Source organism: Pseudomonas syringae KCTC 12500 (assembly GCF_000507185.2).
GTDB classification, from domain to species: domain Bacteria; phylum Pseudomonadota; class Gammaproteobacteria; order Pseudomonadales; family Pseudomonadaceae; genus Aquipseudomonas; species Aquipseudomonas syringae.
Genome location: NZ_AYTM02000002.1, coordinates 5581949 through 5606935, shown reverse-complemented (window position 1 = coordinate 5606935; position 24987 = coordinate 5581949). Strand labels below are relative to the sequence as shown.

Annotated in this window: 7 protein-coding genes (1 of these 7 running past the window's edge); 1 reads left to right on the top strand and 6 read right to left on the bottom strand. The window is 61.6% G+C overall.

The window, feature by feature from the left end; all coding sequences use genetic code 11:
- Window positions 1–73: 73 nt before the first annotated feature.
- From V476_RS24390 to V476_RS24380, 3 genes are read right to left on the bottom strand one after another with little or no spacing between them, the layout of a single operon-like run.
- Window positions 74–3118: an efflux RND transporter permease subunit gene (locus tag V476_RS24390; RefSeq protein WP_024960350.1), complete on the bottom strand. Its 3045-nt coding sequence runs from the start codon at window positions 3116–3118 to the stop codon at window positions 74–76.
- Window positions 3115–4218, bottom strand: coding sequence for an efflux RND transporter periplasmic adaptor subunit (locus tag V476_RS24385; protein ID WP_024960349.1), 1104 nt, complete (start codon window positions 4216–4218; stop codon window positions 3115–3117). The genes V476_RS24390 and V476_RS24385 overlap by 4 nt, the downstream gene beginning before the upstream one ends.
- Complete coding sequence (locus V476_RS24380) at window positions 4215–5645, bottom strand: efflux transporter outer membrane subunit (RefSeq protein WP_024665407.1); 1431 nt, start codon at window positions 5643–5645, stop codon at window positions 4215–4217. The genes V476_RS24385 and V476_RS24380 overlap by 4 nt, the downstream gene beginning before the upstream one ends.
- Window positions 5646–5920: 275 nt before the next feature.
- Between V476_RS24380 and V476_RS24375 the strand changes: the two genes are divergently transcribed.
- On the top strand, window positions 5921–7255 hold the full coding sequence (locus V476_RS24375; RefSeq protein ID WP_024960348.1) for a diaminobutyrate--2-oxoglutarate transaminase family protein: 1335 nt from the start codon (window positions 5921–5923) through the stop codon (window positions 7253–7255).
- Window positions 7256–7470: 215 nt separating this feature from the next.
- Here V476_RS24375 and V476_RS24370 read toward each other — a convergent pair whose 3' ends face one another.
- From V476_RS24370 to sypC, 3 genes are all read right to left on the bottom strand, one after another.
- Window positions 7471–9432, bottom strand: a complete 1962-nt coding sequence (locus V476_RS24370; protein WP_024960347.1) for a MacB family efflux pump subunit — start codon at window positions 9430–9432, stop codon at window positions 7471–7473.
- A gap of 2 nt (window positions 9433–9434) precedes the next feature.
- Window positions 9435–10592, bottom strand: a complete 1158-nt coding sequence (macA, locus tag V476_RS24365) for a macrolide transporter subunit MacA (RefSeq protein ID WP_024663271.1) — start codon at window positions 10590–10592, stop codon at window positions 9435–9437.
- 63 nt (window positions 10593–10655) lie between these two features.
- Window positions 10656–24987, bottom strand: the 3' end of a protein-coding gene (sypC, locus tag V476_RS24360) for a syringopeptin non-ribosomal peptide synthetase SypC (RefSeq protein ID WP_051128938.1). It continues 26255 nt past the right edge of the window; 14332 of the gene's 40587 nt are visible here — the last part of the coding sequence; its start codon lies off the right edge, out of view; it ends in the stop codon at window positions 10656–10658.

Genomic DNA, 24987 nt, shown 5'->3' with positions numbered 1-24987 from the left:
TGCACCCGAGGCGCGCGCAAGGTACGCGCGCTCGATCAGGACTCGTGCGCGTGTCACCTTGACCCGCCCCCTTCTAATCGTGAGTCTGGCGAGGCCTGCTAAACCATCTTTTGAATGTCTCATGACCATCATCGACATAAGTAAAGATAACGGGCACTACCAACAGGCTTAGTACGGTCGAGGCCAACAGTCCGCCGATAACGACCACCGCCATCGGTTGACGGAAACCTGATTCGCCGCCCCATCCCAGTGCGGTCGGCAACATGCCCGCGCCCATTGCGATGGTGGTCATCAGGATCGGCCGGGCGCGTTTGTGACAGGCGTCGATCAACGCTTCATAGCGGCTCACGGTGGGTGCGCGGCGAGCCATGATTGCGTATTCCACCAGCAGGATCGAGTTCTTGGTCACGATCCCCATCAGCATCAGCAAACCAATGACCGACGCCATGGAAAAACTCATTCCGCCGATCAACAGTGCCAACAGTGCGCCGCCAAGCGATAGGGGGAGCGCCGAAAGGATTGTCAGCGGCTGCATGAAGTCATGGAACAGCAGCACCAGCACCGCGTAGATACAGAATACGCCGACGGCCATCGCCAGGCTGAAGTTGCCAAACAGCTCGCTCATCAACTGCAACTCGCCCTGCTCCACCAGTTTCACTTGCGCTGGCAGGTTCTGCATGGCCGGCAACTGCCTGGCCTGCTCCATCACTTCGCCCAGATTGCTGCCATTGAGTTCGATGGACAGTGTGATATTGCGCAAGCGGTCGATACGATCAATCTCCGCGGGACCGCTGCCCATGCTGAGCTCTCCCAGCGACGCCAGCGCAATCTGGCCATCACGCCCCTTGATCCGTAGCTGAGCGAGGCTCTGCAGGTCGGTGCGTACTTGCGGCTGCATGCGCACCCGCACATTGACCTGGCGCTGGGACAGATTGATCTTGCCCAAGGACGAACTGTATTCGCCGTAGGTGGCCATGCGCAGGGTGTCGGCGATGTCCTGGCTACTGATGCCCTGCTCCGCCGCCCGGAAAACATCCGGGCGCATCTGGATTTCCGGCCGTTGCACTGCAGCACTCGAGGTGACGTTGCCGATGCCCTTTATCTGGCGCAACTGCGGTTCAAGAGCGGCGGCAGTGCGCTCCAGCAAATCGCCGTCATCGCTGGCAAGGACAATGTCCAGACGTTCTCCGCTGCCGTCACCACCGACCGTTACCCGCACACCGGGCAAGCTGCGCAGACTTTCACGCATGCTCGCTTCCACTTGCGACTGTTTCAGTGCGCGCTGGTCACGCGGCAGCAGATCGACGGTCAGTTTCGCGTCCCGATCACCTGCACCGCCCGCATCGCCGCTGCCCGCCGCGATGAAGACGTGAGCCACTTCAGGAATCGCGCGTAAACGCTTTTCAGCCTGCAAGGCAATCTCACCGGTCTGAGCCAGACTGGTGCCGGGCGGCAATTCCAGGCTGACGGTGCTGCTGGCAATATCCTGAGCAGGCAGAAAGCTGGTTGGCAGCAACGGGATCAGCGCCAGCGAGCCGATAAACAAAGCACCAACAATGGCCATGGTGGTCTTGCGGCGACTAAGGCTGGTGTGAATCCAGCCCAGGTAACGTCTCATCAAACCGCTGTCATGCTCGCCATGCGGCCGTGCCTTGAGCAAATACGCCGCCATCATCGGCGTCAGAAGGCGGGCGACCAGCAACGAAAACATCAACGCAGCGCTGGCCGTCACGCCGAATTGGCGAAACAGTTTGCCGGAAATCCCGCCCATGAAAGCAGTCGGCAGAAACACCGCGACCAGGGTCACGGTCGTTGCTAATACGGCAAGGCCGATCTCGTCGGACGCCTCGATTGCCGCCTGTCGCGGGGTTTTGCCCATGCGCAGGTGTCGAGCAATGTTTTCGACCTCAACAATTGCATCGTCGACCAGAATGCCGATTACCAGCGCCAGCGCCAGCAGCGAAACGGTATTGAGGCTAAAGCCGGCAAAATACATGACGCCGAAGGTCGGGATGATCGACAAAGGCAATGCCGTGGCCACGATAATGGTCGCTCGCCAGTCACGCAGGAACCACCAGACCACCAGCACCGCCAGTAACATGCCTTCGTAGAGCAGCGCCATGGAGCCACGATAGTTTTCCATTACCGGCTCGACGGCATTACTCGCCTCTTCAATGTGCACGTCAGGGTGTTGCCTGGCGAACTCACTGACTGCCTGGCGCAAGTCCCTGGTCACACCTACGTCGGAAAAGCCCAGTGAGCGGATGACCTGAAAGCCAATTACCGGTTTGCCGTCGCGATACGCCAAGGTGTTGCGCTCGGCATGGGTATCACGCACGGTGGCCAACTGCTGCACAGCGAGCATCCGTCCATCGCTGACAGGAATGCGGATAGCACCCAGCGCCGCCGGGTCGTCAATGCCGCCGAGGACACGCAGCGCCTGTTGACCGCTGCCCAGATCGCCTTGACCACCGGAGTTATCTTTCTGCATCGCCCGCAGACGATTCGCAATGTCTGTCACGCTCAGACCCAGACCGGCCATCAGCGTGGGGTCAAGGTCAACCTGGACTTCGCGGTCCACGCCGCCCACGCGGCTGATCTTCGCGACACCACGCACGGTCAGAAGCTGTTTGCTCAACTCATTGTCGACAAACCATGACAACGCTTCTTCGTCCATACGTGGCGCATCGACCACATAGGTCAGCAACGCTGTGGTATTGGTGGTCAGACGCGTTACCGACGGCGTATCGAGGTTGGCTTGCAACTCAGCCGCAGCGCTGTCCACCGCATTGCGCACTTCGTTGAGGGCTTCGTTGCCATCCTTGTCAATCTCGAAGATGACATTGATGAGGACACTGCCTTCGGAAATTTTCGTAGTGACGTGCTTGAGCAGGCGCAGCGATGTCAGCTTGTCTTCGAGCTTGCGCGCGACTTCGGTTTCCAGTTGCTCGGGGGCGGCGCCTTCCAGTGAGGCACTGATAACCACTGCAGGCAGATCGGTGTCGGGAAAGTCCTGGATACCGAGACGTTCGAATCCGAGGAAACCAAACAGGGTCAGCAGTAAAAACAGCATGACCGCCGGGACCGGGTAACGAATCGACAACGCGGAGATATTCATTGCGCACGGGCCTCGGCGTTGACCAGCGTCACGCTGGCCCCGTCATTGAGGAAGGCCCCACCGCTGCGGACGATCTGCGCCTGCTCTGCCAGGCCTCCGACGATTTCCAGCGCCGATCCACGACGTCGGCCGATCTCGACCACGCGTTGGCTGACGCGCATGTCTTGGCCCAGCACAAACACATAAGAGTGCCCGTCGCGCAGGATCACGCTGGTGTCCGGAACCGTCAGCGCCGGGCTTGAAGGCAGTTCGATGCGACCGCTGGCGTACATGCCGGCGCGGGCCACAGCCCCCACCGGCAGGGAAACGTAGACCAGCGCCCTGCTGGTCTTGCCATCGAGCACTGGCGAGACCAGGCGCACGCGTCCCTGGACCTCGATACCGCCCGGCAACATCACCCGGGCCAGCTGGCCAGGCTTAACGCCCGGCAGTTGCTGGGCGTCCAGTTCTGCCTGCCACTCGATCCGGCCATCCCGGATCATCCTGAACATCTCGCTGCCCGCCGACACCACGTCGCCAAGCAAGGCCTTGCGCCCGGAAATGATCCCGTCATCCACCGCGACGATGCGCGTCTGCGTGAGTTTGATCCGGATGCTGCGCAGATCGGCATTCGCCGAGGCCAGGTTGGCTTCGGCGGTCTGTACCTTGACCCGGTACTCTTCCAGTTGCTGCTCGGACAAGGCCCCGCTCTGTCCGACCACCGCCGCACGTCGCGCATTGGAACGGGCTTCCTGCAATTGTGCAGTGGCTTGGGCGACCGCCGACTTCTGCTTGTTTTCCTCGGCCAGCACGCTGTCATCGGCCAGAGTCGCCAAGACCTGGCCCTTCTTCACCTGATCGCCTATATCAGCCTTCAGGTTGGCGATACGCAAGCTCCCGGTCTCGGCACTGATCACGGCTTCCTGCCACGGCGCGAGCGCACCGCTGGCCACTAGTTCCTGCGGCCAGTCTTCGCGGTGCGGTTGAACCGCCTCGACCGTCAGGCTGGTAGCTGGCGCTGTAACGGCAGCCGGGGTCGGTTCTGCACGGCCAAACAATATCCAGCCCGAGACACCCAACGCCGCCAACGCCAGCAGCCCATAAACGCGTATCTTCTTCATGCGCCGCCCCGCTTCGGTGTCTCTCTGGCCAAACCTTCGCGACTGTCCTGCCATCCACCGCCCAGGGCCTTGTACAGGGCAATCCAGTAACGCACCTGATTTTGTTGCACGGTGATCAATTCGATTTGCGCCGACAGCGCCGAGCGTCGAGCCACTTCGCGGTCCAGCAAGCTGGCATTGCCGGCCTGCCAGTTGCGGTCTGTGGCCTCGAACGACGCTTCATAGCCGTCGGCTGCCTGCTGCGTACTGGCTTGCCCACGCCGTGCCGCGTCCAGACGCACCAGTGACTGCTCGACTTCCATCACCGACGTGCGCAAGGTCTGCCGATAGGTCGCCAGCGCTGCGTCATAATCCGCTTGCGCCGAGTCCACCGCCGCCCGGCGCTTGCCTGCGTCGAACAACGGGACGGTCAGTTGCGGGCCGAGGCTCCAGACACGGCTGAATACTCCGGTGGTAGTCCCCACCTGGAACGAGCCAACCAGACTCAGTTTGGGCAGACGATCAGCCTGGGCAGCGCCGATCTTCGCATTCGCGGCTGCCAGCTCGCGCTCGCTGGACGCTAGGTCCGGGCGCTGGCGCACCAGGTCGGCGGGTATTTCCCGTACATCCAGCAACGCGGGCTGCGGCAGTCGCGCGGGGTTATGGCCGAGCACTTCTCGCACCTGTTCCTCGTCGCTGCCGGTCAGGGCCACCAGGCTTTTGAGCAGCACGTCGCACTCGCTTTGCTGTTTGATAAGAGTCGCATTGCTCGCCGCCGCACTGGCGTCGCTCAACGATGAATCGGCGGCTGCGGTGAACCCGGCCTGAAACGACACGCGAGTCAGACGTGCGGTCTGCTCCTGAGATTGCGCCTGATCACGGTAAGCGTTGACCAGCATCTGGCAGCCGCGGTACTGCACGAAGTCATCACCGACCTCGGCGGCCAGTGACACACGAGCGTCATGCCAGTCATTGACACGTGCTTCGAGCAGATTGCGCGAAGCCTCGTCGGTGCGTCGCAGTTTGCCGAACAGGTCCAGTTCCCAGGACGCATCGAGGGTTGCGCCGGAGGTCGTACCGCTCTTGTGCAATCCGCTCTGATTGATGCCGGCGCGCGACTTGCTCACGCCGCCGCTTACTTGCGGCAGCCTGTCGGCAACGCTGCCGTCCAGCGTGGCGCGAGCCTGGGCAATGCGCGCCAGAGCCTGATCGAGGGACGGGCTGTCTGCCTGTGCCAGACGCAGCAGCGTTGCCAGTGCCGGGTCATTGAACTGTTGCCACCAATCCTGCAGCCCGACCATCGACGCGCCATGAGGCAGCGGCGCATGCCACTGGCTGGCAACCGCCACCGCAGGCAATTGGTAGTCCGGTCCTAGCGTGCAGCCGCTCAGCAGCGATACCCAAAGCGTTGACACCAGGAAGTAGCCAGCAGGTTTGCCAATCGACATAAAGCTCTCGAAGATTCCGGAACAGTGGTGTCTTGAGAAAGGGGTAACGGGGCAAGAGTCCGGACGATCAGGAGCATTGTCGCGAGGTTTCTTACAGCGCCACAAATCCCTTTCGTAGCATGCATTTAACGCCTGAGGCCGCGAGATGTCTGTCGTGGAATACGGGGACAGTCCGGCGGCGATAAGTTGGCGATCCCCCTGAGGTTCTTACAGAATCGGACTCTGCTCGAAGCGAGTAGCAATGAATCCGTACCTGTGCCAACAAGGGATCGACTATGGAAGAGTTAAGCAATCTCAAGAAACTGGAGTCGAATGCGCGCACCTACGCAGCGACCTTCCAGCAGCTGTTTGTCAGCGGCAAGGGCATGCGAGTCAAGGACGCCAACGGCCAGGAATACCTCGACTGCCTGTCGAACGCTGGCACGCTCGCACTGGGTCATAATCCACCGATTGTCCGTGACGCGGTGATCGAATTCCTCAACAGTGATCATCTGCAGCAGGCCCTTGACCTGGCCACACCGGCCAAGCACGCCTTCGTCGAAGAACTGTTCGCGACGTTGCCCGCCAGCATGCGCGACAACAGCAAAATCCTGTTCTGCGGCCCCAGCGGTTCAGACGCAGTGGAAGCCGCCATCAAACTGGCCCGCCATTACACCCAGCGCTCGCCGCTGATGTCCTTCCACGGTGGTTACCACGGCATGACCGCTGGTGCATTGTCGGCCATGGGCAACCTCAACCCCAAGGCCGGCCTACTGGCGCAGGGTACCCACTTCCTGCCGTTCCCCTATCGCTTCCGCTGCCCGTTCGGCACCGATGGCGAACACACCGACCGTCTCTCCATCGAGTACATCCGCACGGTACTCAGTGACCCGGAAAGTGGCGTGCCCAAACCGGCGGCGATGGTGGTCGAAGTGATCCAGGGCGAAGGCGGCTGTATTGCGGCATCGGCCGAGTGGTTGCGCGCCGTGCGCGAGATCACCCGCGAGTTGGGGATATTGCTGATTATCGATGAAGTGCAAACCGGCCTCGGACGTACCGGCAACCTGTTTGCCATCGAACATTCCGGGATAACGCCGGATATTCTGGTGCTGTCCAAGGCGATCGGTGGCGGTTACCCGATATCGGTGATCGTCTATGCCGAGCACCTGGATACATGGGGCCCGGGCATGCACGCAGGTACGTTCCGTGGCAACCAGGTGGCGATGGTGGCAGGCGCTGCGACCATGCGTCATATCAAGGAACACGACCTGGTCGGCAATGCCACGCGCCGAGGGGAACAGTTGCACAGCGGGCTGGAGGATATCGCCCGGCAATTCCCGTTTATCGGCGACGTTCGTGGCCGCGGGTTGATGCTCGGGGTGGAAATTGTCAAACCGGCCAGCGGATCGCGTCCGGGGGCTGGCGATGGCGCACGTGCGCGGGCGATCAAGCTGGAGTGCTTCAAGAATGGCGTGATCATCGAGACCGGTGGACGCAACAGTGCAGTCCTGCGCTTCCTGCCTCCGTTGAATATCACAGAGTCAGAAGTGGGCATGGTCCTCGACCGCTTCGAACAGTCCCTCAAGAGCAGCAGCGCCGCACGGGTTTCCAGCGTCAGCGCGGTTGGCTGATCACTCGCAAAAGCTTGCTTGAGAGGTTGATGCAGCCGACAGATAGACGTCGGCTGTATGAGCCCCTCACGAACGCTATCCTATTCAGAAGCCTCCTGCATCGACGTTTCATACACCGATCTTTTTCACCCCGCGCGCAGGCGTCTTTCAGTGCGCGGTCGCGCACAGGCGTTACTCTCCGTTGGGCAGGACATCCTTGTCCTGTAATCCGCTTGTCAATCCCGAGCCAGCGCCTCGATCGGATCAAGCTGTGCCGCGTTACGTGCGGGTACGAAGCCGAACACGATGCCGATCAATGTCGAGCAGATGAACGCCGTCACAATCGAGCCCACGGAGAACACCATCTGCCATTCCTTGACCAGCAGTGAAAACACATAGCCAATCACGAACGACAGACCGATGCCGATGACCCCGCCAATCAGACAGACCATCACCGCCTCTACCAGAAACTGCTGACGGATATCCGACTGGCGTGCCCCGACTGCCATGCGAATGCCGATCTCGCGCGTCCGCTCGGTGACGGATACCAGCATGATGTTCATCACTCCGATGCCGCCTACTGCCAGCGAAATTACCGCGATCAACGACAGCAACAGGGCCAGCGACTGGCTGGTCTTCTGCACCGTTTGCATCACGCTGTCGAGGTTGTAGGTGAAAAAGTCCTTGGTTCCGTGCCGCTTTTGCATCAGCTTGTTGACGTTATCCTCGACCACTTTGCTCGGTTGCCCGTCCTTGACCCGCACGGTGATGCTGTCCAGGTAGCTCTGACCCAGCAGACGGCCAGAGGCGGTTTCGTAGGGCATCCAGACATTCAGGTTCTTGCTGGTGTCGAAGATGTTCTTCTTGTTCTCGGTCACGCCGATCACTGTACACGGCAGGTTACCCACCAGGATCACCTGGCCCAGCGGGTCGACCTTGGGACCGAACAGTCGGATCCGGGTGTTGTAATCGATCACCACCACCTGCGCCTGCCGACGGGCGTCATCCTTGTTGAACCCCACCCCCGAGCCCATCTTTGTGCCACGCACCTGGAAGTAGCTAGGGCTGACCCCGCTCACCGTCGCCGATACGTCGATGTTACGGTAGCGCAGCAGCATGTTGCGGCCGATGTTCGGCGTGGCGCTGTCGATGTAGTACTGACTGCTCAGCGCCGCTACATCGGACAGCGCCAGGGTCTGGATATCCATTGACTTGGTGTCGCCAAAGTCACTGCCCGGGAACACCTCAATGGTGTTGCTGCCGATGGCCTCGATGTCCTTGAGCACATAACGCTTGGCTCCTTCGCCGATCGCAACGATAGACACCACCGAGGTGATGCCGATGATGATCCCGAGCATGGTCAGCAGCGTGCGCATACGGTGCGAGATCAGCGCCACCCACGCCATGACGAAGGCCTCTTGGAACAGGCCGATGTTGGCCATCAGGCGGTTGCCCTGCCTGGGTTTGGACGGCAGGCGCTCGGTAGCTTTTTCGTTGATGATCGGGCGATCGGTGTTGACCCGGTCGGCGATGATCTCGCCGTCACGCATTTCGATGATGCGCTCGGCGTGCGCTGCAACCTTCTCGTCGTGGGTCACCAGGATCACAGTATGCCCTGCGCTGTTGAGCTCGAGGAGGATGTTCATTACCTCCTTGCCGCTCACGCTGTCGAGGGCTCCGGTGGGTTCGTCGGCCAGAATGATCTCGCCGCCGTTCATCAGCGCCCGGGCGATACTCACGCGCTGTTGCTGGCCGCCTGACAACTGACTTGGCCGATGCTCCAGATGCCCGGACAGGCCCAGACGCTCGAGCAGTTTCTGCGCGCGCTCCACGCGCATGCTCTTGCCGGTGCCTGCGTAGATGGCCGGCATTTCGACGTTCTGGATCGCCGCCAGGTGCGGTAACAGGTGGTAACGCTGAAAAATGAAACCGAAGTGATCGCGACGCAACTCTGCCAGCTCATCATCGGTCAGCGTACCGGTTTCACGCCCATCGACCTTGTAACTGCCGCTGTTAGCGTGGTCCAGACAACCCAGGACGTTCATCAGTGTTGACTTGCCGGAACCCGAGGCCCCGGTAATGGCAATCAGGTCGCCGGCATTGATCGTGAGGTTGATGTCATTCAGCGCGATGAAGTCTTTCTCGCCGGCGACGAAACGACGGGTTACACCCTTGAGTTCCAGAAGAGCTCGACTCATGGTCAGGCCCCCGCTGCCGCTGGTGTGGCCGATGGTTCACCGATCACCACCTGGTCACCCTCGGCAAGGCCGCTCTTGATCTCGACCCGCACATTGTTATTGATACCGGTCTGCACATTGCGGCTCTGGGCCTGGCCTTGAGCGTCCATCACGCGCACCGGGAAGGTTCCGTCGCCGTTCTTGTCGCCCAAGGCCGCAACAGGTACCGTCAGTACGTCCTTGGCCTTTTCGCGGACGATATGCACCTGAGCGGTCATCGAAATACGCAGACGATGATCCGGGTTGGGGACGTCGAACAACGCGTTGTAGAACACTGCACTGTTCGGCTTGCTGGCGTTGCTGGACTGCGAGTCAAGAAAGTTCTGCGGCGCCGGTTCCGTGCCTTTCAGTTTGGCGTAATAGCGTTTTTCGGCATCACCGAGGATGGTGAAATACACCTCTTGTCCCGGTGTGATATGAATCACGTCGGCCTCGGAGACCTGTGCCTTGACGGTCATGGTGTCCAGATCCGCCAGTTTGAGAATCACTGGTGTCAGTTGGCTGGCGATCACGGTCTGCCCTTCCTGCGTCACGATACCCACCACATCACCGCTGATTGGCGCGACGATACGGGTGTATCCCAGGTTGATCCTGGCGGTCTCGATCTGGATTCTTGCGTCGCGCACTTGTGCCTCCAGCGAGCGCAGGTTGGCACTGCGGACCTCGAAGTCCGATTGCGCCGTATCGAAGTCCTTTTGCGAGATCGCGTCATCTGCACGCAGTTGTTTGTAACGTTGGTAAATGGCTCTGGCGTCCTTGAGCTGTGCGACAGCCGCGTCCTTCTGGGCGATCAGGTTTTGTTCATTGACCTGCGACTGACGCAGGGTGTTCTGCAGCACCACGGGATCGATTTCCGCCAGCCACTGACCTTGTTTGACCTTGTCACCCAGATTGACCTTCAGTGACTTGAGCTGGCCCGAGACCTGCGCGCCGACGTCAACCTGTTTGATGCCTTGCAGCACCCCGCTGGCCAGCACCGAGTTTTCAATTTCGGTGCGTTCGACCTTGGCAGTCAGGTACTCCGGTGGCTTTTCCGGGGACTGGATGCTGTAGGCAATACCCGCTGCCAGAACCAACAGCACTACAACAATGAGCACTTTGCGAAACTTCAACTTTTTCATAGAAAGCCACGAATGTGTTGAGGATTGACCCGGCGATCAACCGCCGGGCTTGAAGAAACAACGTTATTGACGGGGTAGCCACCAGTTCGCCAGATGCTGTACATGCTGCGCCTTGAGGATGGTGAAATGGTTGCCCGGCCCACGCCAGACAGTGAGGTCCGGGGCACACCGGCGCCAGCCGCTGACCATCGCCTGTTGTTCGCGCTGATTGCCCGCCGCATCCAGCACCGGATCGTCAGCCAGCACCAGACGCACCGGTCCGGTGTAGATCTGCGACGGTTGATAACGCGTGCGCAACGCCGTACCGAAGGCCCGCGCAGGCCCGCGCATCGCGTCCGGCGACGAACGCTGCGGCAACATCCCTGCCCGTACCATCCCGGCATGCAACAGGCGCATCTGGCCGATATCGTCCTGGGCCCGGAAGGCCGCACCATCGATGCCCAGCGACTTGCCCGCAGCCAGCTGCATGGTCTCGATCAAACGTTCCAGCACGCCTATCGCGGTGTAAGGTTTGCCCACCACCCCGTTGCCGCCCGGCGACTCGCTGTCGATCAGTGTCAGAGAAGCCACTTCCCTGCCGCGTGCCGTCAGGCGCTGGGCCATTTCAAAGGCTACCCAGCCACCGAACGAATGACCGAGCAGATGCACCGGCCCTTTGGGATGAGTGCTGTCGAGTGCTTGCAGATACGCCTCGGCGGCGGTTTCCACCAGGCTGTAAGGCACCGTGCGGCCATCCAGCCCGCGTGGTTGCAGCCCATGGATTGGCCAGTGCGGCCCAAGGGCATCGGCCAGGCTGATGAAGCCGGTCACACTGTCCCCTGCCCCCGGTACACAGAAAATTGGCGCGTGATCGCGACGTCCGCCCTGAATCGTCAGCAACGGCCGGTGGGCGCTTTCAGCCCCCCGCGGCCTATCGGGCAGATCAGCCAACGCCTGGCTGATCGCCTGACCCAGGCCCTCGATATGCGGCGGCTTCATCATGCTCAAGTGATCGCCCGCGACCTTGATACTGCGCAACTGACTGACTGGCAGGACGCTATCCCAACCCAGGTAACCGCTGTGTTTCTGCGAGTCGGGTTCCCACTCGATGGCGGTAAACAAGTGCAGCGGCACGCTGTTGGGATAAACCGTGTAATTGGCCTGCGCATGACCGTGAGCCACCTCTCGGTCGAGGTACTGCCAGAGATCCTCGGTCGTGTAGGTTTCCAGCTCCGGAGGCAGCGCACCCTGTTCACGGCAGTGTTGCAGGAGCCCTGCGAAATCAAAGGCCTGCCGGTTTGTACGCACTCGCTCAAGGGCCTCAAGGGCCTCAAGGGCCTGCGTGCATTCGCCTCGTGCTCTCCAGAACTGCTCGCAGTGTTCCAGCAGGTGCTGACGGTGGGCGGTCTGCAGGTCCCAGCGTTCGCGACCCTGATCCACCAGGCGCGGCATGTAGGTGTCGAGCAGGCCGATAAACTCCACCTCCTCGTCCATACCCTCCAGCTGGATGGCGATTTCGTAGGCCAGAAGCCCACCGAACGACCAGCCCGCCAGGCGATAAGGTCCGTGCAGCTGAACGCTGCGCATCGCACTCAACAAGCGTGTTGCCAGGCATTCCATGGTCTGCAGCTGCTCCTGACCGAGGGGGATGCCGCTCAACCCGTAGACCGGAATATCGCTATCGATGTGCACCGCCAGCGCAGGGAAATGCACGTCCTGGCCAGTGAACTCATGAACCAGGAACAGCGGACGCTGACTACCGGTGGTACGCACCGGCACCAGTTGTTCATGAAGCTGCGGTGCAGCCTCTTTGCTGCGGCTGTCCAGCAGGCCCGCCAGGTCCGCGACGCTGGCGTGCTGGAAAACGTCGGCCAGAGACACCGACAAACCACTCTGCACCAGTTGGTTGACCAGTCGCACTGCCATCAGCGAGTGACCTCCGAGATTGAAGAAGCTGTCATAACGGCCCACCTGTTGTAATTCAAGTACTTGCGCCCAGGCTTTCGCCAGACGAATCTCCAACTCCCCAACCGGGGCTTCAAACGCATGGCTCGCGAACTGATCCGCCGTTGGTGCTGGCAGTGCCTGGACATCCACCTTGCCATTGAGCGTGAGCGGCAAATCTGGCAGGCAGATGAAGACGCTCGGGACCATGTATTCCGGCAAACCGGCGCTCAGTTGCGCACGCAAGGCCTCCGGCTCGGGTGCTTCAACGCCCGCATGCACGGTGTAATACGCCACCAGCCGCGTGTCGCCCGGGCTGTCTTCGCGCGCCACGACCACGGAGTTGCGTACGCCATCGCACCCATGCAGGCTGCTTTCGACTTCCCCAAGCTCGACCCGGAAGCCGCGGACCTTCACCTGGCCATCATTACGCGCCAGGTATTCGAGGTTGCCGTCCGGCAACCAGCGCGCCAGGTCGCCGGTGCGATAGAGCCGCGCCCCCGCCTGCTGACTGAACGGGTCGTCGCTGAAGCGTTCAGCAGTGAGTTCCGCGCGATTCAGGTAGCCAAGCGCGACGCCGACACCGCCGATATAGATCTCGCCAACGCTGCCCATCGGCACCGGCTCGCCGCACGCGTCGAGCAGATAGATGCGCACGTTGGCGTTGGGTTTGCCGATTGGCAGGCTCAGGGTGCCCGGCTGCACATCGAACACTTCGTAACGAGTAGCGCACGTCGTGCCCTCGGTCGGGCCGTAGCCGTTGAACAGGCGCACTTGAGACGAATGCTCACGTACCCGGCGGAACGACGCCGGATCCGCCCGTTCGCCACCGCACTCCAGCATGCGCAAGCCCGCCAGCGCTTCGGGAATCAACCCGGCATACAGGTTGAACAAGGCGGTCGAACTGAACATCACCGTCACTGCATGGCGTTTGAGCAAGGCGGCAAAGGCTGTAGGCTCAAGCAACACTGAAGGCTCGACGATTACCGACTGACCGCCATTGAGCAAGGCACCCCAGATTTCCGGGCTGCTGGCGTCGAACGCCGGGTTGGAAGAAAACGCCACGCGGTCATCGGCACGGAAGTCATAGTTGTCCCGCACCAGCCGCACAATGCCGTTGTGGGTCACAATCACGCCTTTGGGCATGCCGGTGGAACCGGAGGTGTAGATGATGCACGCCGGAGTCTCGCCTGCGACCTCATCTGCAAGCGTGACTGGCCCCTGGTGAGCCACTGATAGGTCCAGGGTGTCCAGATCGAGTCGCGGCGTCGTTTCAGGTGCCGTCAGCTCGCTGCGGGTCAGCAACATGAGTGCTTCGCTGTCCTCGAGCATGAAGCGCACACGCTCCTCGGGGGCCAGGCGATCCAGCGCCAGGTAAGCCGCGCCACACTTGAGCGTGGCCAGCATACCGGTCAGCAGCTCCACCGAACGATCCAGCAGAATCGCCACTCGGGTTCCCGCTTTCACGCCGTGCTGGCGCAAGTGCTGAGCCAGGGTGTTGGCGCGGCTGTCGAGTTCGGCGTAGGTCAGCGTCTGCTCACCCTGACGGGCCGCAAGCGCCTGAGGTCGAGACGCTGCATGCGCCTCGAAAAGGCGATGCATCAGCTGACCCTGAGGGTAAGCACGTTCGGTTGCATTAAGACCGCTCAACAGGTGCTCGCGCTCGACCGCATCCACCAATGGCACGTGCTCCAGGATGCGGTGTTCATTGGCGACCATGGCTTCCAGCAATCGCTGGAAATAGCCCAGGTAACGGACCATGGTGCTTTCGTCGAACAGCGCCGTAGCGTATTCCAGCGTGCCGACCAATTGATTGCCGACCTCGGTCATGTCCAGCACCAGGTCGAACTTGGCCGTGTGGTCGTTCACCGCCACGCCTTGCAGGTTCATATTGCCCAGCGCCAGATCGGACGTTTCGTTGTTCTGCCAGGACAACATGGCCTGGAAGATCGGGCTGTGGGACAGGCTGCGTTGCGGGCGAACCACCTCGACCACCTGTTCGAACGGCAGGTCCTGATGGGTCTGCGCTGCCAGCGTCTGGCGCTTGACCTGCTGCATCAACGCTTCGACGCTGGGTGCGCCGGAGAGATCGACGCGTATCGCCAGGGTGTTGACGAAGAACCCGATCAGGTCCTCCACCTCGGCACGCAGGCGGTTGGCTACTGGTGTACCGATCACCACATCATCCTGACCGGCCAGACGGCCCAGCAGCGAGGCCCATGCAACCATCACGGTCATGAACAAGGTGCTGCCATGCCGCTGGCTCAGGGCCTTGAGGCCACGGGTCAGCTCTGCATCGAGCACCAGACCGCGTATGTTGCCGCTGTAGTCCTGTTGTGCCGGGCGTGGCCGGTCGGTCGGCAAGGTCAGCAACGCTGGCGCACCGCCCAGGGTCTGCTGCCAGTACTGGCGCTGTTGCTGCAGCACGTCGCCGCTCAGCCAGTTGCGCTGCCACACCGCATAGTCGGCGTATTGCACCGGCAACGCGGGCAGCGGATCTTCGGCACCGGCACTGAACGCGGCATAGAGCGCACCCAGTTCTCGTGTCAGCACATCCGCAGACCAGCCGTCGGAGACGATATGGTGCATCGTCACCAGCAACACATGATCGTCGTCGGCCATGCGCACCAGGCGTCCGCGTACCAGCGGGCCGTTGAGCAGATCAAAACCCTCGTTGGCCTCTTCAGCGGTGATGGCGAGCAGTTGCTCTTCAGCATCCGCCTGCCCGGTCAGCACCTGCAGTTGCAGGCTGAAACCGATATCGGCCGGGGCGATGCGCTGTACCGGATCCTGGTCCTGATCCTGCACAAAGGTCGTACGCAGCACTTCGTGGCGCGCCACGATACGGTCCAGCGCCCTCTCCAGCGCAGGGTTGTCCAGAGCGCCACGTAGACGCAGCCCTGCCGGGATATGGTACGCCGTGCTGCCGCCTTCCAGTTGGGCGAGGAACCACAGCCGCTGCTGGGAAAACGACAGCGGCAAGTCCTGATCACGGGACACCGGTACGATAGGTGGCTGAACGCTGCCTTTGGCTTCGGCGAGTATCCGTGCCATGGCGGCGAGCTCCGGCTGGGCAAAGATATCCGCCAGGCCCAACTCGACACCCAGGTGCTGGCGCACCTGGGAAATAAGACGCATCGCCAGCAACGAGTGCCCGCCCAGTTCGAAGAACTGGTCATGGCGGCCCACCTGTTCCAGATTGAGCAGGCTCTGCCAGATCTGCGCCAGCGCCAGCTCGGTGTCACCTTGCGGTTCGACATGTTCGCGGCTGGCAAAGGCCTCGGCTTGCGGAGCCGGCAAGGCGTTGCGGTCAAGCTTGCGGTTCGGCGTCAACGGCAAGGCATCGAGGATCACGAACGCGCTCGGCAGCATGTATTCAGCCAGTTGCGGCGCCAGTTCGGTACGCAGGCTGGCGGCCGTCAGGTGCATATCCGGCTGCGCGACTACGTAGGCCACCAGACGTTTGTCTCCCGGATTATCTTCCCGAGCGATCACCACCGCTTCCTTGACCCCGGCGCAATTGCCCAGGCGTGCTTCGATTTCGCCCAGTTCGATACGGAAACCGCGCACCTTGACCTGGAAGTCGTTACGGCCCAGGTACTCGATGCGACCGTCGGCCATGTAGCGCGCCAGGTCGCCAGTTTTGTACATTCTGGCATCAGGACTGTTGCTGAACGGATCCGCGAGGAAGCGCTCTGCGTTGACCTCGGCAAGGTTCAGGTAGCCTCGCGCCACGCCATCGCCACCGATGAAAATCTCACCGGCCACGCCGTATGGCACTGGCTGCTGGTGAGCGTCGAGCAGGTAGATGCGGGTGTTGGCCATCGGCTTGCCGATGGTCGCGTTGCCGCTGCCTTCGCTGCCAGCCACGGAGTCGTGGCTGACGTAGGCGGCGGTACACGACACCGTCGCTTCGGTTGGCCCATAAGTGTTGATCAGGCGGGTATGCGCCGGGCGCACCTCGTCCCAGAGCTTGAGCTTCTGTGCTGACAGTGCATCGCCAGTGACGTTGATCAGACGCACATTTTGCAGGCGCTGAGCCGCCACCTGCGGTTGCTTGTGCCATTCGGCTACCAGCGTGTGCCAGTGCGCAGCGGTCAAGTGCAGTACGGTCGGTTGAATGCCGTAAGTTTCAGTCCCTTCGCTGCCGAAGATCTCGCGACTTGGCGCCAGAGTGGCGCCAGCCAGCAGCGCCGGGAAGATCTCCTCCACCGAGAGGTCGAAGTTCAGGGTGTTCTGTTGCAGCACGGTGTCGCTCTGGGACAGGCCAAACAGGCGTGCAGCATCGACGCTGTAGTTGACCAGACCACGATGTTCGATCATCACCCCCTTCGGATTGCCGGTGGAACCTGATGTGTAGATCACATACGCCAGATTGCGTACGCCGAGGGCTTCCACCACCGGGTTGTCGTCACGCTCGGTAAAGGTGTTGCGCTGATCGTCGTCGAGCAACACCAGTGGCAAAGCAAGCGTCGGCAGGCGTTTCTGCAGATCACGCTGGGTCAGCAATGCCGTCGGCTGGCTGTCGTTGATCATGTAGGCCAGGCGCTCGGCCGGATACGCCGGGTCCAGCGGCACATAAGCCGCCCCTGCCTTGAGCACACCGAGCAGGCCGATCATCATTTCCACGCCACGCTCGACGCAGATCGCCACTCGATCATCCGGGCCAATGCCCAGGCCGATCAGGTGATGGGCCAGACGGTTAGCCTGACGGTTCAGTTCGGCATAGCTCAAGCGCTGCGCCTGGAAGGCCACGGCGATGGCGTCGGGCTGTGCCTGGACCTTTTCTTCGAACAGTTGATGAATCATGCAGTCTTGCGGGTAAGGCACGTCGTTAGCGTTAAGCTCGACCAGCAGATGCTGGCGTTCCACCGCATCGAGCAACGGTACCTGTTCCAGCACCTGGCGGTCGTCGGCGACCATGGCTTCCAGCAAGCGTTGGAAGTAGCCCAGGTAGCGCTGCATGGTGCGTTCGTCGAACAGTGCCGTGGCGTATTCCAGCGTGCCGATCAATTGATCGCCAACCTCGGTCATGTCCAGTGTCAGGTCGAACTTGGCCGTATGGCCTGCCACCGCGACGCCCTGCAGGGCCATGTCGCCAAGCGCCAGGTCGGACGCTTCGTTGTTCTGCCACGACAACATGGCCTGGAAAATCGGGCTGTGGGACAGGCTGCGTTGTGGGCGAACCACCTCGACTACCTGTTCGAACGGCAGGTCCTGATTCGCCTGGGCGGCCAGGGTCTGCTGTTTGACCTGCTGCAACAGGTTTTGCACGCTCGGTGTCCCCGAGAGGTCGACGCGCACGGCAAGGGTATTGACGAAGAACCCGATCAGGTCCTCAACTTCGGCGCGCATGCGGTTGGCCACCGGCGTACCGATGACCACGTCTTCCTGACCGGCCAGACGTCCCAGCAGCGCCGCCCATGCGGCCATGACCGTCATAAACAGGCTGCTGCCATGCCGCTGGCTCAGCGCCTTGAGGCCGCGGGTCAGGTCGGCGTCGAGTACCAGCCCGAGCAACTTGCCACTGTAGTCCTGTTGCGCCGGCCGTGGCCGGTCGCTCGGCAAGGTCAGCAAGGACGGCGCGCCGGCCAGAGTCTGCTGCCAGTACTGGCGCTGTTGCTGCAGCACATCGCCGCTCAGCCAGTTGCGCTGCCACACGGCATAGTCGGCGTATTGCACCGGCAACGCGGGCAACGGATCTTCGGCACCGGCACTGAACGCGGCATAGAGCAGGCCCAGTTCACGGGTCAATACATCTGCGGACCAGCCGTCAGAGACGATGTGGTGCATGGTCACCAGCAACACATGGTCGTCATCGGCCAGGCATACTAAGCGTCCGCGCACCAGCGGGCCATTGAGCAGATCAAAGCCCTCTTCGGCTTCTTCTGTGGCGATGGCGAGCAATTGTTGTTCTGCATCGGCCTGCCCCGTCAGCACCTGAAGTTGCAGGCTGAAACCGATATCGGCCGGGGCGATGCGCTGCAGCGGATCCTGGTCCTGCTCCTGTACAAAGGTCGTACGCAACGCCTCGTGGCGCGCAACGATGCGGTCCAGCGCTCGTTTCAATGCGTCCTGATCGAGGCTGCCGCGCAGACGCAGACCGGCTGGAATGTGATAAGCCGCACTGCCACCGTCCAGCTGTGCAAGGAACCACAGGCGTTGTTGGGCAAACGACAGCGGCAAAGCCTGATCGCGAGATACCGGCACGATGGGCTGCTGGCTGCTGCCGGCAGCGTGCGCCACTACCTCAGCCAGTGCCGCTAGCTCCGGCTGGGCGAAGATGTCCGCCAGGCTCAGCTCGACGCCCATGCGCTGACGCACCTGGGAAATCAGACGCATCGCCAGCAGCGAGTGCCCACCCAGTTCGAAGAAGTGGTCATGACGCCCTACTGCTTCCAGGTTGAGCAGGTTCTGCCAGATCTGCGCCAGGGCTTTTTCGCTGGTGCCTTGCGGGGCGACATGTTGACGACTGGCAAAAGCATCGTCCGCCGGGGCCGGCAAGGCCTTGCGATCGAGTTTACGGTTAGGTGTCAGCGGCAGTGCATCGAGCAGCACGAACGCGCTCGGCAGCATGTATTCGGCCAGTTGCGGTGCCAGTTCGGCGCGCAGTCTGGCGACATCCAGACTCGCTTGTGGCTGGGCGATCACGTAGGCCACGAGACGTTTTTCACCGGGATTGTCCTCCCGAGCGATCACCACCGCTTCCTTGACTCCTTTGCAATTGCCGAGACGGGCTTCGATTTCGCCCAGTTCGATACGGAAACCCCGCACCTTGACCTGGAAGTCGTTACGGCCCAGGTATTCGATACGGCCGTCGGCCATGTAGCGCGCCAGGTCACCGGTTTTGTACATCCTTGCCTCAGGGTTTTTGCTGAACGGATCCGCGAGGAAACGCTCGGCATTAACCTCGGCAAGGTTCAGGTAACCCCGCGCTACCCCGTCGCCACCGATGAAAATCTCACCGGCCACGCCATACGGTACTGGCTGCTGGTGGGCATCAAGCAGGTAGATGCGCGTGTTGGCCATCGGTTTGCCGATGGTCGCGTTGCCGCTGCCTTCGCTGCCGGCCACGGCGTCATGGCTGACGTAAGCCGCAGTGCAAGACACCGTCGCCTCGGTTGGCCCGTAGGTGTTGATCAGGCGCGTATTTACCGGGCGCACCTCGTCCCAGAGCTTCAGTTTCTGTGCCGACAATGCGTCACCGGTGACGTTGATCAGGCGCACCTCGGCCAGGCGTTGTTCAGCAGCCTGCGGCTGGTTGTGCCATTCGGCGACCAGCGTGTGCCAATGGGCAGCGGTCAAGTGCAGGACGGTCGGGTAAATGCCGTGATTTTCAGTGCCTTCACTGCCGAAGATCTCGCGGCTTGGCGCCAGGGTTGCACCGGCCAGTAGTGCCGGGAAGATCTCCTCCACCGAAAGGTCGAAGTTAAGAGTGTTCTGTTGCAGCACGGTGTCGCTCTGGGACAGGCCAAACAGCCGCGCCGCATCGACGCTGTAGTTGACCAGACCGCGATGCTCGATCATCACCCCCTTCGGATTACCAGTGGAACCCGAGGTGTAGATCACATACGCCAAGTTGCGCACGCCGAGAGTCGGTACGACAGGGTTGTCATCACACTCGGTGAAGCCTTGGCAATGCTCGTCGTCGAGCAATACCAGCGGCATGGACAGTGCTGGCAAACGCTCCTGCAGGCCGCGCTGGGTGAGCAACGCCGATGGCTGGCTATCGTTGATCATGTACGCCAGACGCTCGGCCGGATACGCCGGGTCCAACGGCACATAGGCGGCGCCGGCTTTGAGCACACCGAGCAGCCCGACTATCATTTTCACCCCACGTTCGACGCAGATCGCCACCCGATCATCCGGGCCGATGCCCATGCCGATCAGGTGATGAGCCAGGCGGTTGGCCTGACGGTTCAGTTCGGCATAGCTCAAGCGTTGTGCCTGGAAGGCCACGGCAATGGCGTCGGGCTGGGCCTGGACCTTTTCTTCGAATAGCTGATGAATCGTGGCGTCTTGCGGGTAAGGCACGTCGGTAGCGTTAAGGTCGACCACCAGATGCTTGCGTTCCACCTTATCGAGCAGTGGCACCTGTTCCAGTACCTGGCGGTCATCGGCGACCATGGCGTGCAGCAAGCGCTGCAAGTACCCCAGATAACGCGCGATGGTGCTTTCGTCGAACAACGCAGTGGCGTATTCCAGCGAACCGAACAGTTGGCCCTGGGCTTCGCCGATGTCCAGCGAGAGATCGAACTTGGACAGCGTATGGCCCGCGCTCAGGCTTTCCAGTTGCAGATCGCCGAGGGCGAAATCCCCGTCGCCCATGTCCTGCCAGCTGAGCATGGCCTGGAACACCGGGCTGTGCGACAGGCTGCGCACCGGCTTGATCACTTCCACCACCTGCTCGAACGGCAGGTCCTGATGGTCCTGGGCGCCTAAGGTGTTGGTCTTGACCTGCGCCAGCAGCGTCTCTGCCGTGGGCTTGTCGCTAAGGTCGACGCGGATCGCCAGGGTATTGACGAACAGGCCCACCAGTCCTTCGACTTCACTGCGTGTACGGTTGGCCACCGGCGTGCCGATGACCACGTCGTCCTGACCGGACAGACGTCCCAACAGCGCAGCCCAGGCGGCCATTACGGTCATGAACAGGGTGCTGCCGTGACGTTGGCTCAAGGTCTTGAGGCCGCGAGTGAGGTCCTGGTCGAAAACGATGGGCAGCACCGCGCCGGCATAGTCCTGCTGCGCCGGACGCACCCGGTCGGTGGGCAACATCAGCAGCGCCGGAGCGTCTGCCAGGGTTTGCTGCCAGTAATCGCTTTGTTGCTGCAACAGATCGCCGCTCAACCAGCGACGCTGCCACACCGCGTAGTCCAGGTAGTGCAGCGTCAGAGGCGTCAGCGGGTCGTCCTGGCCCTGACTGAATGCCGCATAGAGCGCGGCCAGTTCACGGGTCAGCACGCCAATCGACCAGCCATCGGAAACGATGTGGTGCATGGTCAGCAACAGGACGTGATGGTCCTCGGCCATACGGATCAGGCGGCCACGGATCAACGGGCCCTGTTCCAGATCGAAGCTTTGCAGCGACTCTTCGCTGGCCAGTGCCTGAAGCTTCTCTTTGGCATCCACTAGCCCTTGCAGATCATGCAGTTGCAGGTTGAAGCCGGCATCCGCCGGGCTGATCCGTTGCAATGGTTGTTCGTCATCGCCCTGAATGAAGGTGGTGCGCAAGCCCTCATGGCGCGCGACGATGCGCTCCAGCGCCCGTTGCATCGCCGTACGGTCCAGCTCGCCACGCAGGCTCAGGCCGACAGGCATGTGGTAGGCCGCGCTGGCCCCTTCCATCTGCGCGAGGAACCACAGACGTTGCTGGCCGAACGACAACGGCCAGACCTGGTCGCGTGCCACTGGCACGATATCCGGCAGGATGCTGCGCCCGGCTTGGGCGATGGCCAGTGCCAGGGCACTCAGTTCGGGGTGGGCAAACAGCGCGGCCAGGCTCAGTTCGACACTCAGTTGCTGGCGAATCTGCGAAATCAAACGCATGGCCAGCAACGAATGGCCGCCCAGCTCGAAGAACTGGTCGTGACGGCTGATGCGTTCAACCTTAAGCAAGTCGCTCCAGATTCCCGCCAGCAGGGTTTCGGTTTCGCCTTGCGGGGCTTCATAACCACGGCGGATCAGTGCATCGACGTCCGGCGCGGGCAATGCCTTGCGGTCCAGCTTGCCGTTCGGCGTCAGCGGCAGTGCGTCGAGCAACACATAGGCCACCGGAATCATGTAGGCCGGCAATTGTTCCTGCAGCCAGCCGCGCAGGCTGTCGATGTCTACAGAAGCCTGCCCTGCGCTCAGGGTGTAATAAGCCACCAGACGCTTGTCACCCGGCACATCTTCGCGGGCGTTGACCACCGCTTCGTGGACGGCCGGGTGTTTGGCCAGACGCGCATCGATCTCGCCGAGTTCGATACGGAAGCCACGGATCTTCACCTGATCGTCGTTACGACCGAGGTATTCAATATTGCCGTCTGGCAAGTAGCGCCCCAGGTCGCCCGTGCGGTACATGCGCGCCGCTGGGTTTTGGCTGAACGGGTCCTTGAGGAAGCGTTCGGCAGTGAGGTCGTCACGGTTCAGGTAGCCACGAGCCACACCGGCGCCGCCGATGTAGATCTCGCCCACAACACCCAGGGGGACGGGCTGTTGCTGTTGGTCCAGCAGGTAAAACTGCGTATTGCCAACCGGTTTGCCGATATGAGGAGCGAAGCCGTCTTCGCGATCCATGGCCACCCAGCTTGAATAGGTGGTGGTTTCAGACGGGCCATACAGGTTGCACAGGCGCTGCACGCCAGTCTTCTCGAACAGCGATTCCACCAGGCTGCGCTTGAGCGCTTCACCGGCCACGTTCACCGTGTGAACCGTTGCCGGCAGACCGTCAACGTCCAGTAGTGCTTTCAGCGCCGACGGTACCGTGTTGATCAGGCCGATATCGTGCTCGCCGTGTTGCAGTTCAAGGACGTTTTTAACGACTTCGATGCTGCCTCCCGACGTTAGCGGCGCAAAGCACTCGTAGACCGCAAGATCGAAGTTCAGCGAGGTAGAGAAGAGTGTTTTTTCCAGAGCAGACGCATCGAAAGCACTATGCGCCCAGCTCAGGAAGTTCACGGTGTTGCGGTGTTCGATCATCACGCCTTTCGGCAAGCCGGTCGAACCCGAGGTGTAGATCAGGTAGGCCAGATGTGCGGAAGTCAGCCCCGGTACCTGCGGATTCTGGACGGATTCGTCCTGCCAATCGCTCAGATCAAGATTGATCACAGGCACCGAAACGTCGGCTAGCAAGCCCTGAGTAGCTGTTTGAACCAAAACTGCCGCCGGAGCGCTGTCCTGCAACATGTACGCAATACGTTCCGCTGGATAAGCCGGGTCGAGCGGCACGTAGCCACCACCCGTCTTGAGAATCGCCAGCAAACCGACGACCATTTCCGCGCCGCGTTCTACACAGATTCCGACGCGAGAATCTGGCTGAACACCCCGCTCGCGCAAAGCATGTGCCAGGCGGTTGGCCTGCTCGTTAAGCTCGCGGTACGTCAGGCGCTGTTCGCCGTGCACCACTGCCAGTGCTTCCGGTGTGCGCTTGGCTTGCGCTTCGAATAAGCCATGAATGGTCTGTTCGTGCGGGTAATCCAGAGCGGTGTCGTTGAACTGCACCAGCAACTGCTCACGCTCGTCGACCGGCAGGGTCGGCAGGCTGTCGAGGGCCAGGGACGGTGACTGCTCAAGTGCATCCGCTAGATGCTCCAGCACGGTCTGCATGTAACCGCAGACCCGTTTGGCACCCACGGGGCTGCTGACCTGTGCGGTCAGACTGAACCCGTTACCCATGTCGTCCACGTTCAGGGTCAACGGGTAGTTGGTGTGGTCCTTGGCGCCAAAGGACTCGATCCCTTCCCAGGCAGTGGCGGTTTCCGCCGAAACATCGTTCACGCCGCTGTGCCGGTAGTTGAGCAGCGCGCTGAACAGTGGTGTCGGTGCCGCCACGCCGCTGCAACGCTGGGCGAGTACCAGCGGTGCGTGTTCATGGCCCAGCAACGCCGTCAGTTGCCTGTGCGTAGCTTTCAGTCCCTCGACCACCGTGGTCGCGCCGACATCGACGCGCAGCGGCAAGGTGTTGATAAACATGCCCAACGCACGGTCGGCACCCTCGCCGGCCTGCATACGGCCTAGCAGTACGGTGCCGAACACGACCTGGTCACGGGCCGAGACACTGCCGAGCACCCGCGCCCACGCAAGGTGCATAAGGCTCGCGGCGCTGACGCCTGCTTGCCGGGCCTGAGCCCGCAAACGCAGGTCCAGTTCAGCGGGCAGGATCACGCTCGCCTCTTCGAGGTCACGACCACCGTCCTGCACATCCTGCAAACCGAATGGCAGCGTTGGCTCGTCGATATCGCTGAGCATATCGCGGAAGAAGGCTTCGTGCTGTGCCTCGCTGACACCCAGGCGAGCCTGGGCTACGTAGTTGCGATACGGCACGCTCTGACCCAGAGCAGCGTGCTGACCGAGCAGGTGCGCCTGAAGTTCACGCAACACCACGTACAGCGAGGTGGCGTCGTTGACCAGGTGATGGAACAGCAGCATCGCCAGCCAGCGATCGTTGAGCGGATCATGGCTAAAGACAATCTGCATCAAGGGCGCTTGGCGTACGTCGAGGCGGTAATGCCGAGGATCGAAGCGCTCGTGCAACTGCTCGTCCAGCGGGCCGTCAGCCGGGTCTAGGTCCACCTCGGTGACGTGCATTTCAGCCTGACGCAGCACCACTTGCAGCGGTTCTTCGAGACCCTCCCACAGCACAGCGGTGCGCAGGATATCGTGACGATTGATTACCCCTTGCAAGGCGTGGCTGAAATCGTCCAGTCGTGCGCGGTCGCGCAGACTGAACAGCGCTTTCAGGGTATACGGGTCGCCCTGCTCGGCACTGATG

What these genes read in the sequence shown, in the direction of transcription:
- V476_RS24380 (WP_024665407.1), bottom strand. Translation starts at nt 5,645, where the DNA reads ATGTCGATTGGCAAACCTGCTGGCTACTTCCTGGTGTCAACGCTTTGG.
- V476_RS24390 (WP_024960350.1), bottom strand. Translation starts at nt 3,118, where the DNA reads ATGAATATCTCCGCGTTGTCGATTCGTTACCCGGTCCCGGCGGTCATG.
- V476_RS24370 (WP_024960347.1), bottom strand. Translation starts at nt 9,432, where the DNA reads ATGAGTCGAGCTCTTCTGGAACTCAAGGGTGTAACCCGTCGTTTCGTC.
- V476_RS24385 (WP_024960349.1), bottom strand. Translation starts at nt 4,218, where the DNA reads ATGAAGAAGATACGCGTTTATGGGCTGCTGGCGTTGGCGGCGTTGGGT.
- V476_RS24375 (WP_024960348.1), top strand. Translation starts at nt 5,921, where the DNA reads ATGGAAGAGTTAAGCAATCTCAAGAAACTGGAGTCGAATGCGCGCACC.
- macA (WP_024663271.1), bottom strand. Translation starts at nt 10,592, where the DNA reads ATGAAAAAGTTGAAGTTTCGCAAAGTGCTCATTGTTGTAGTGCTGTTG.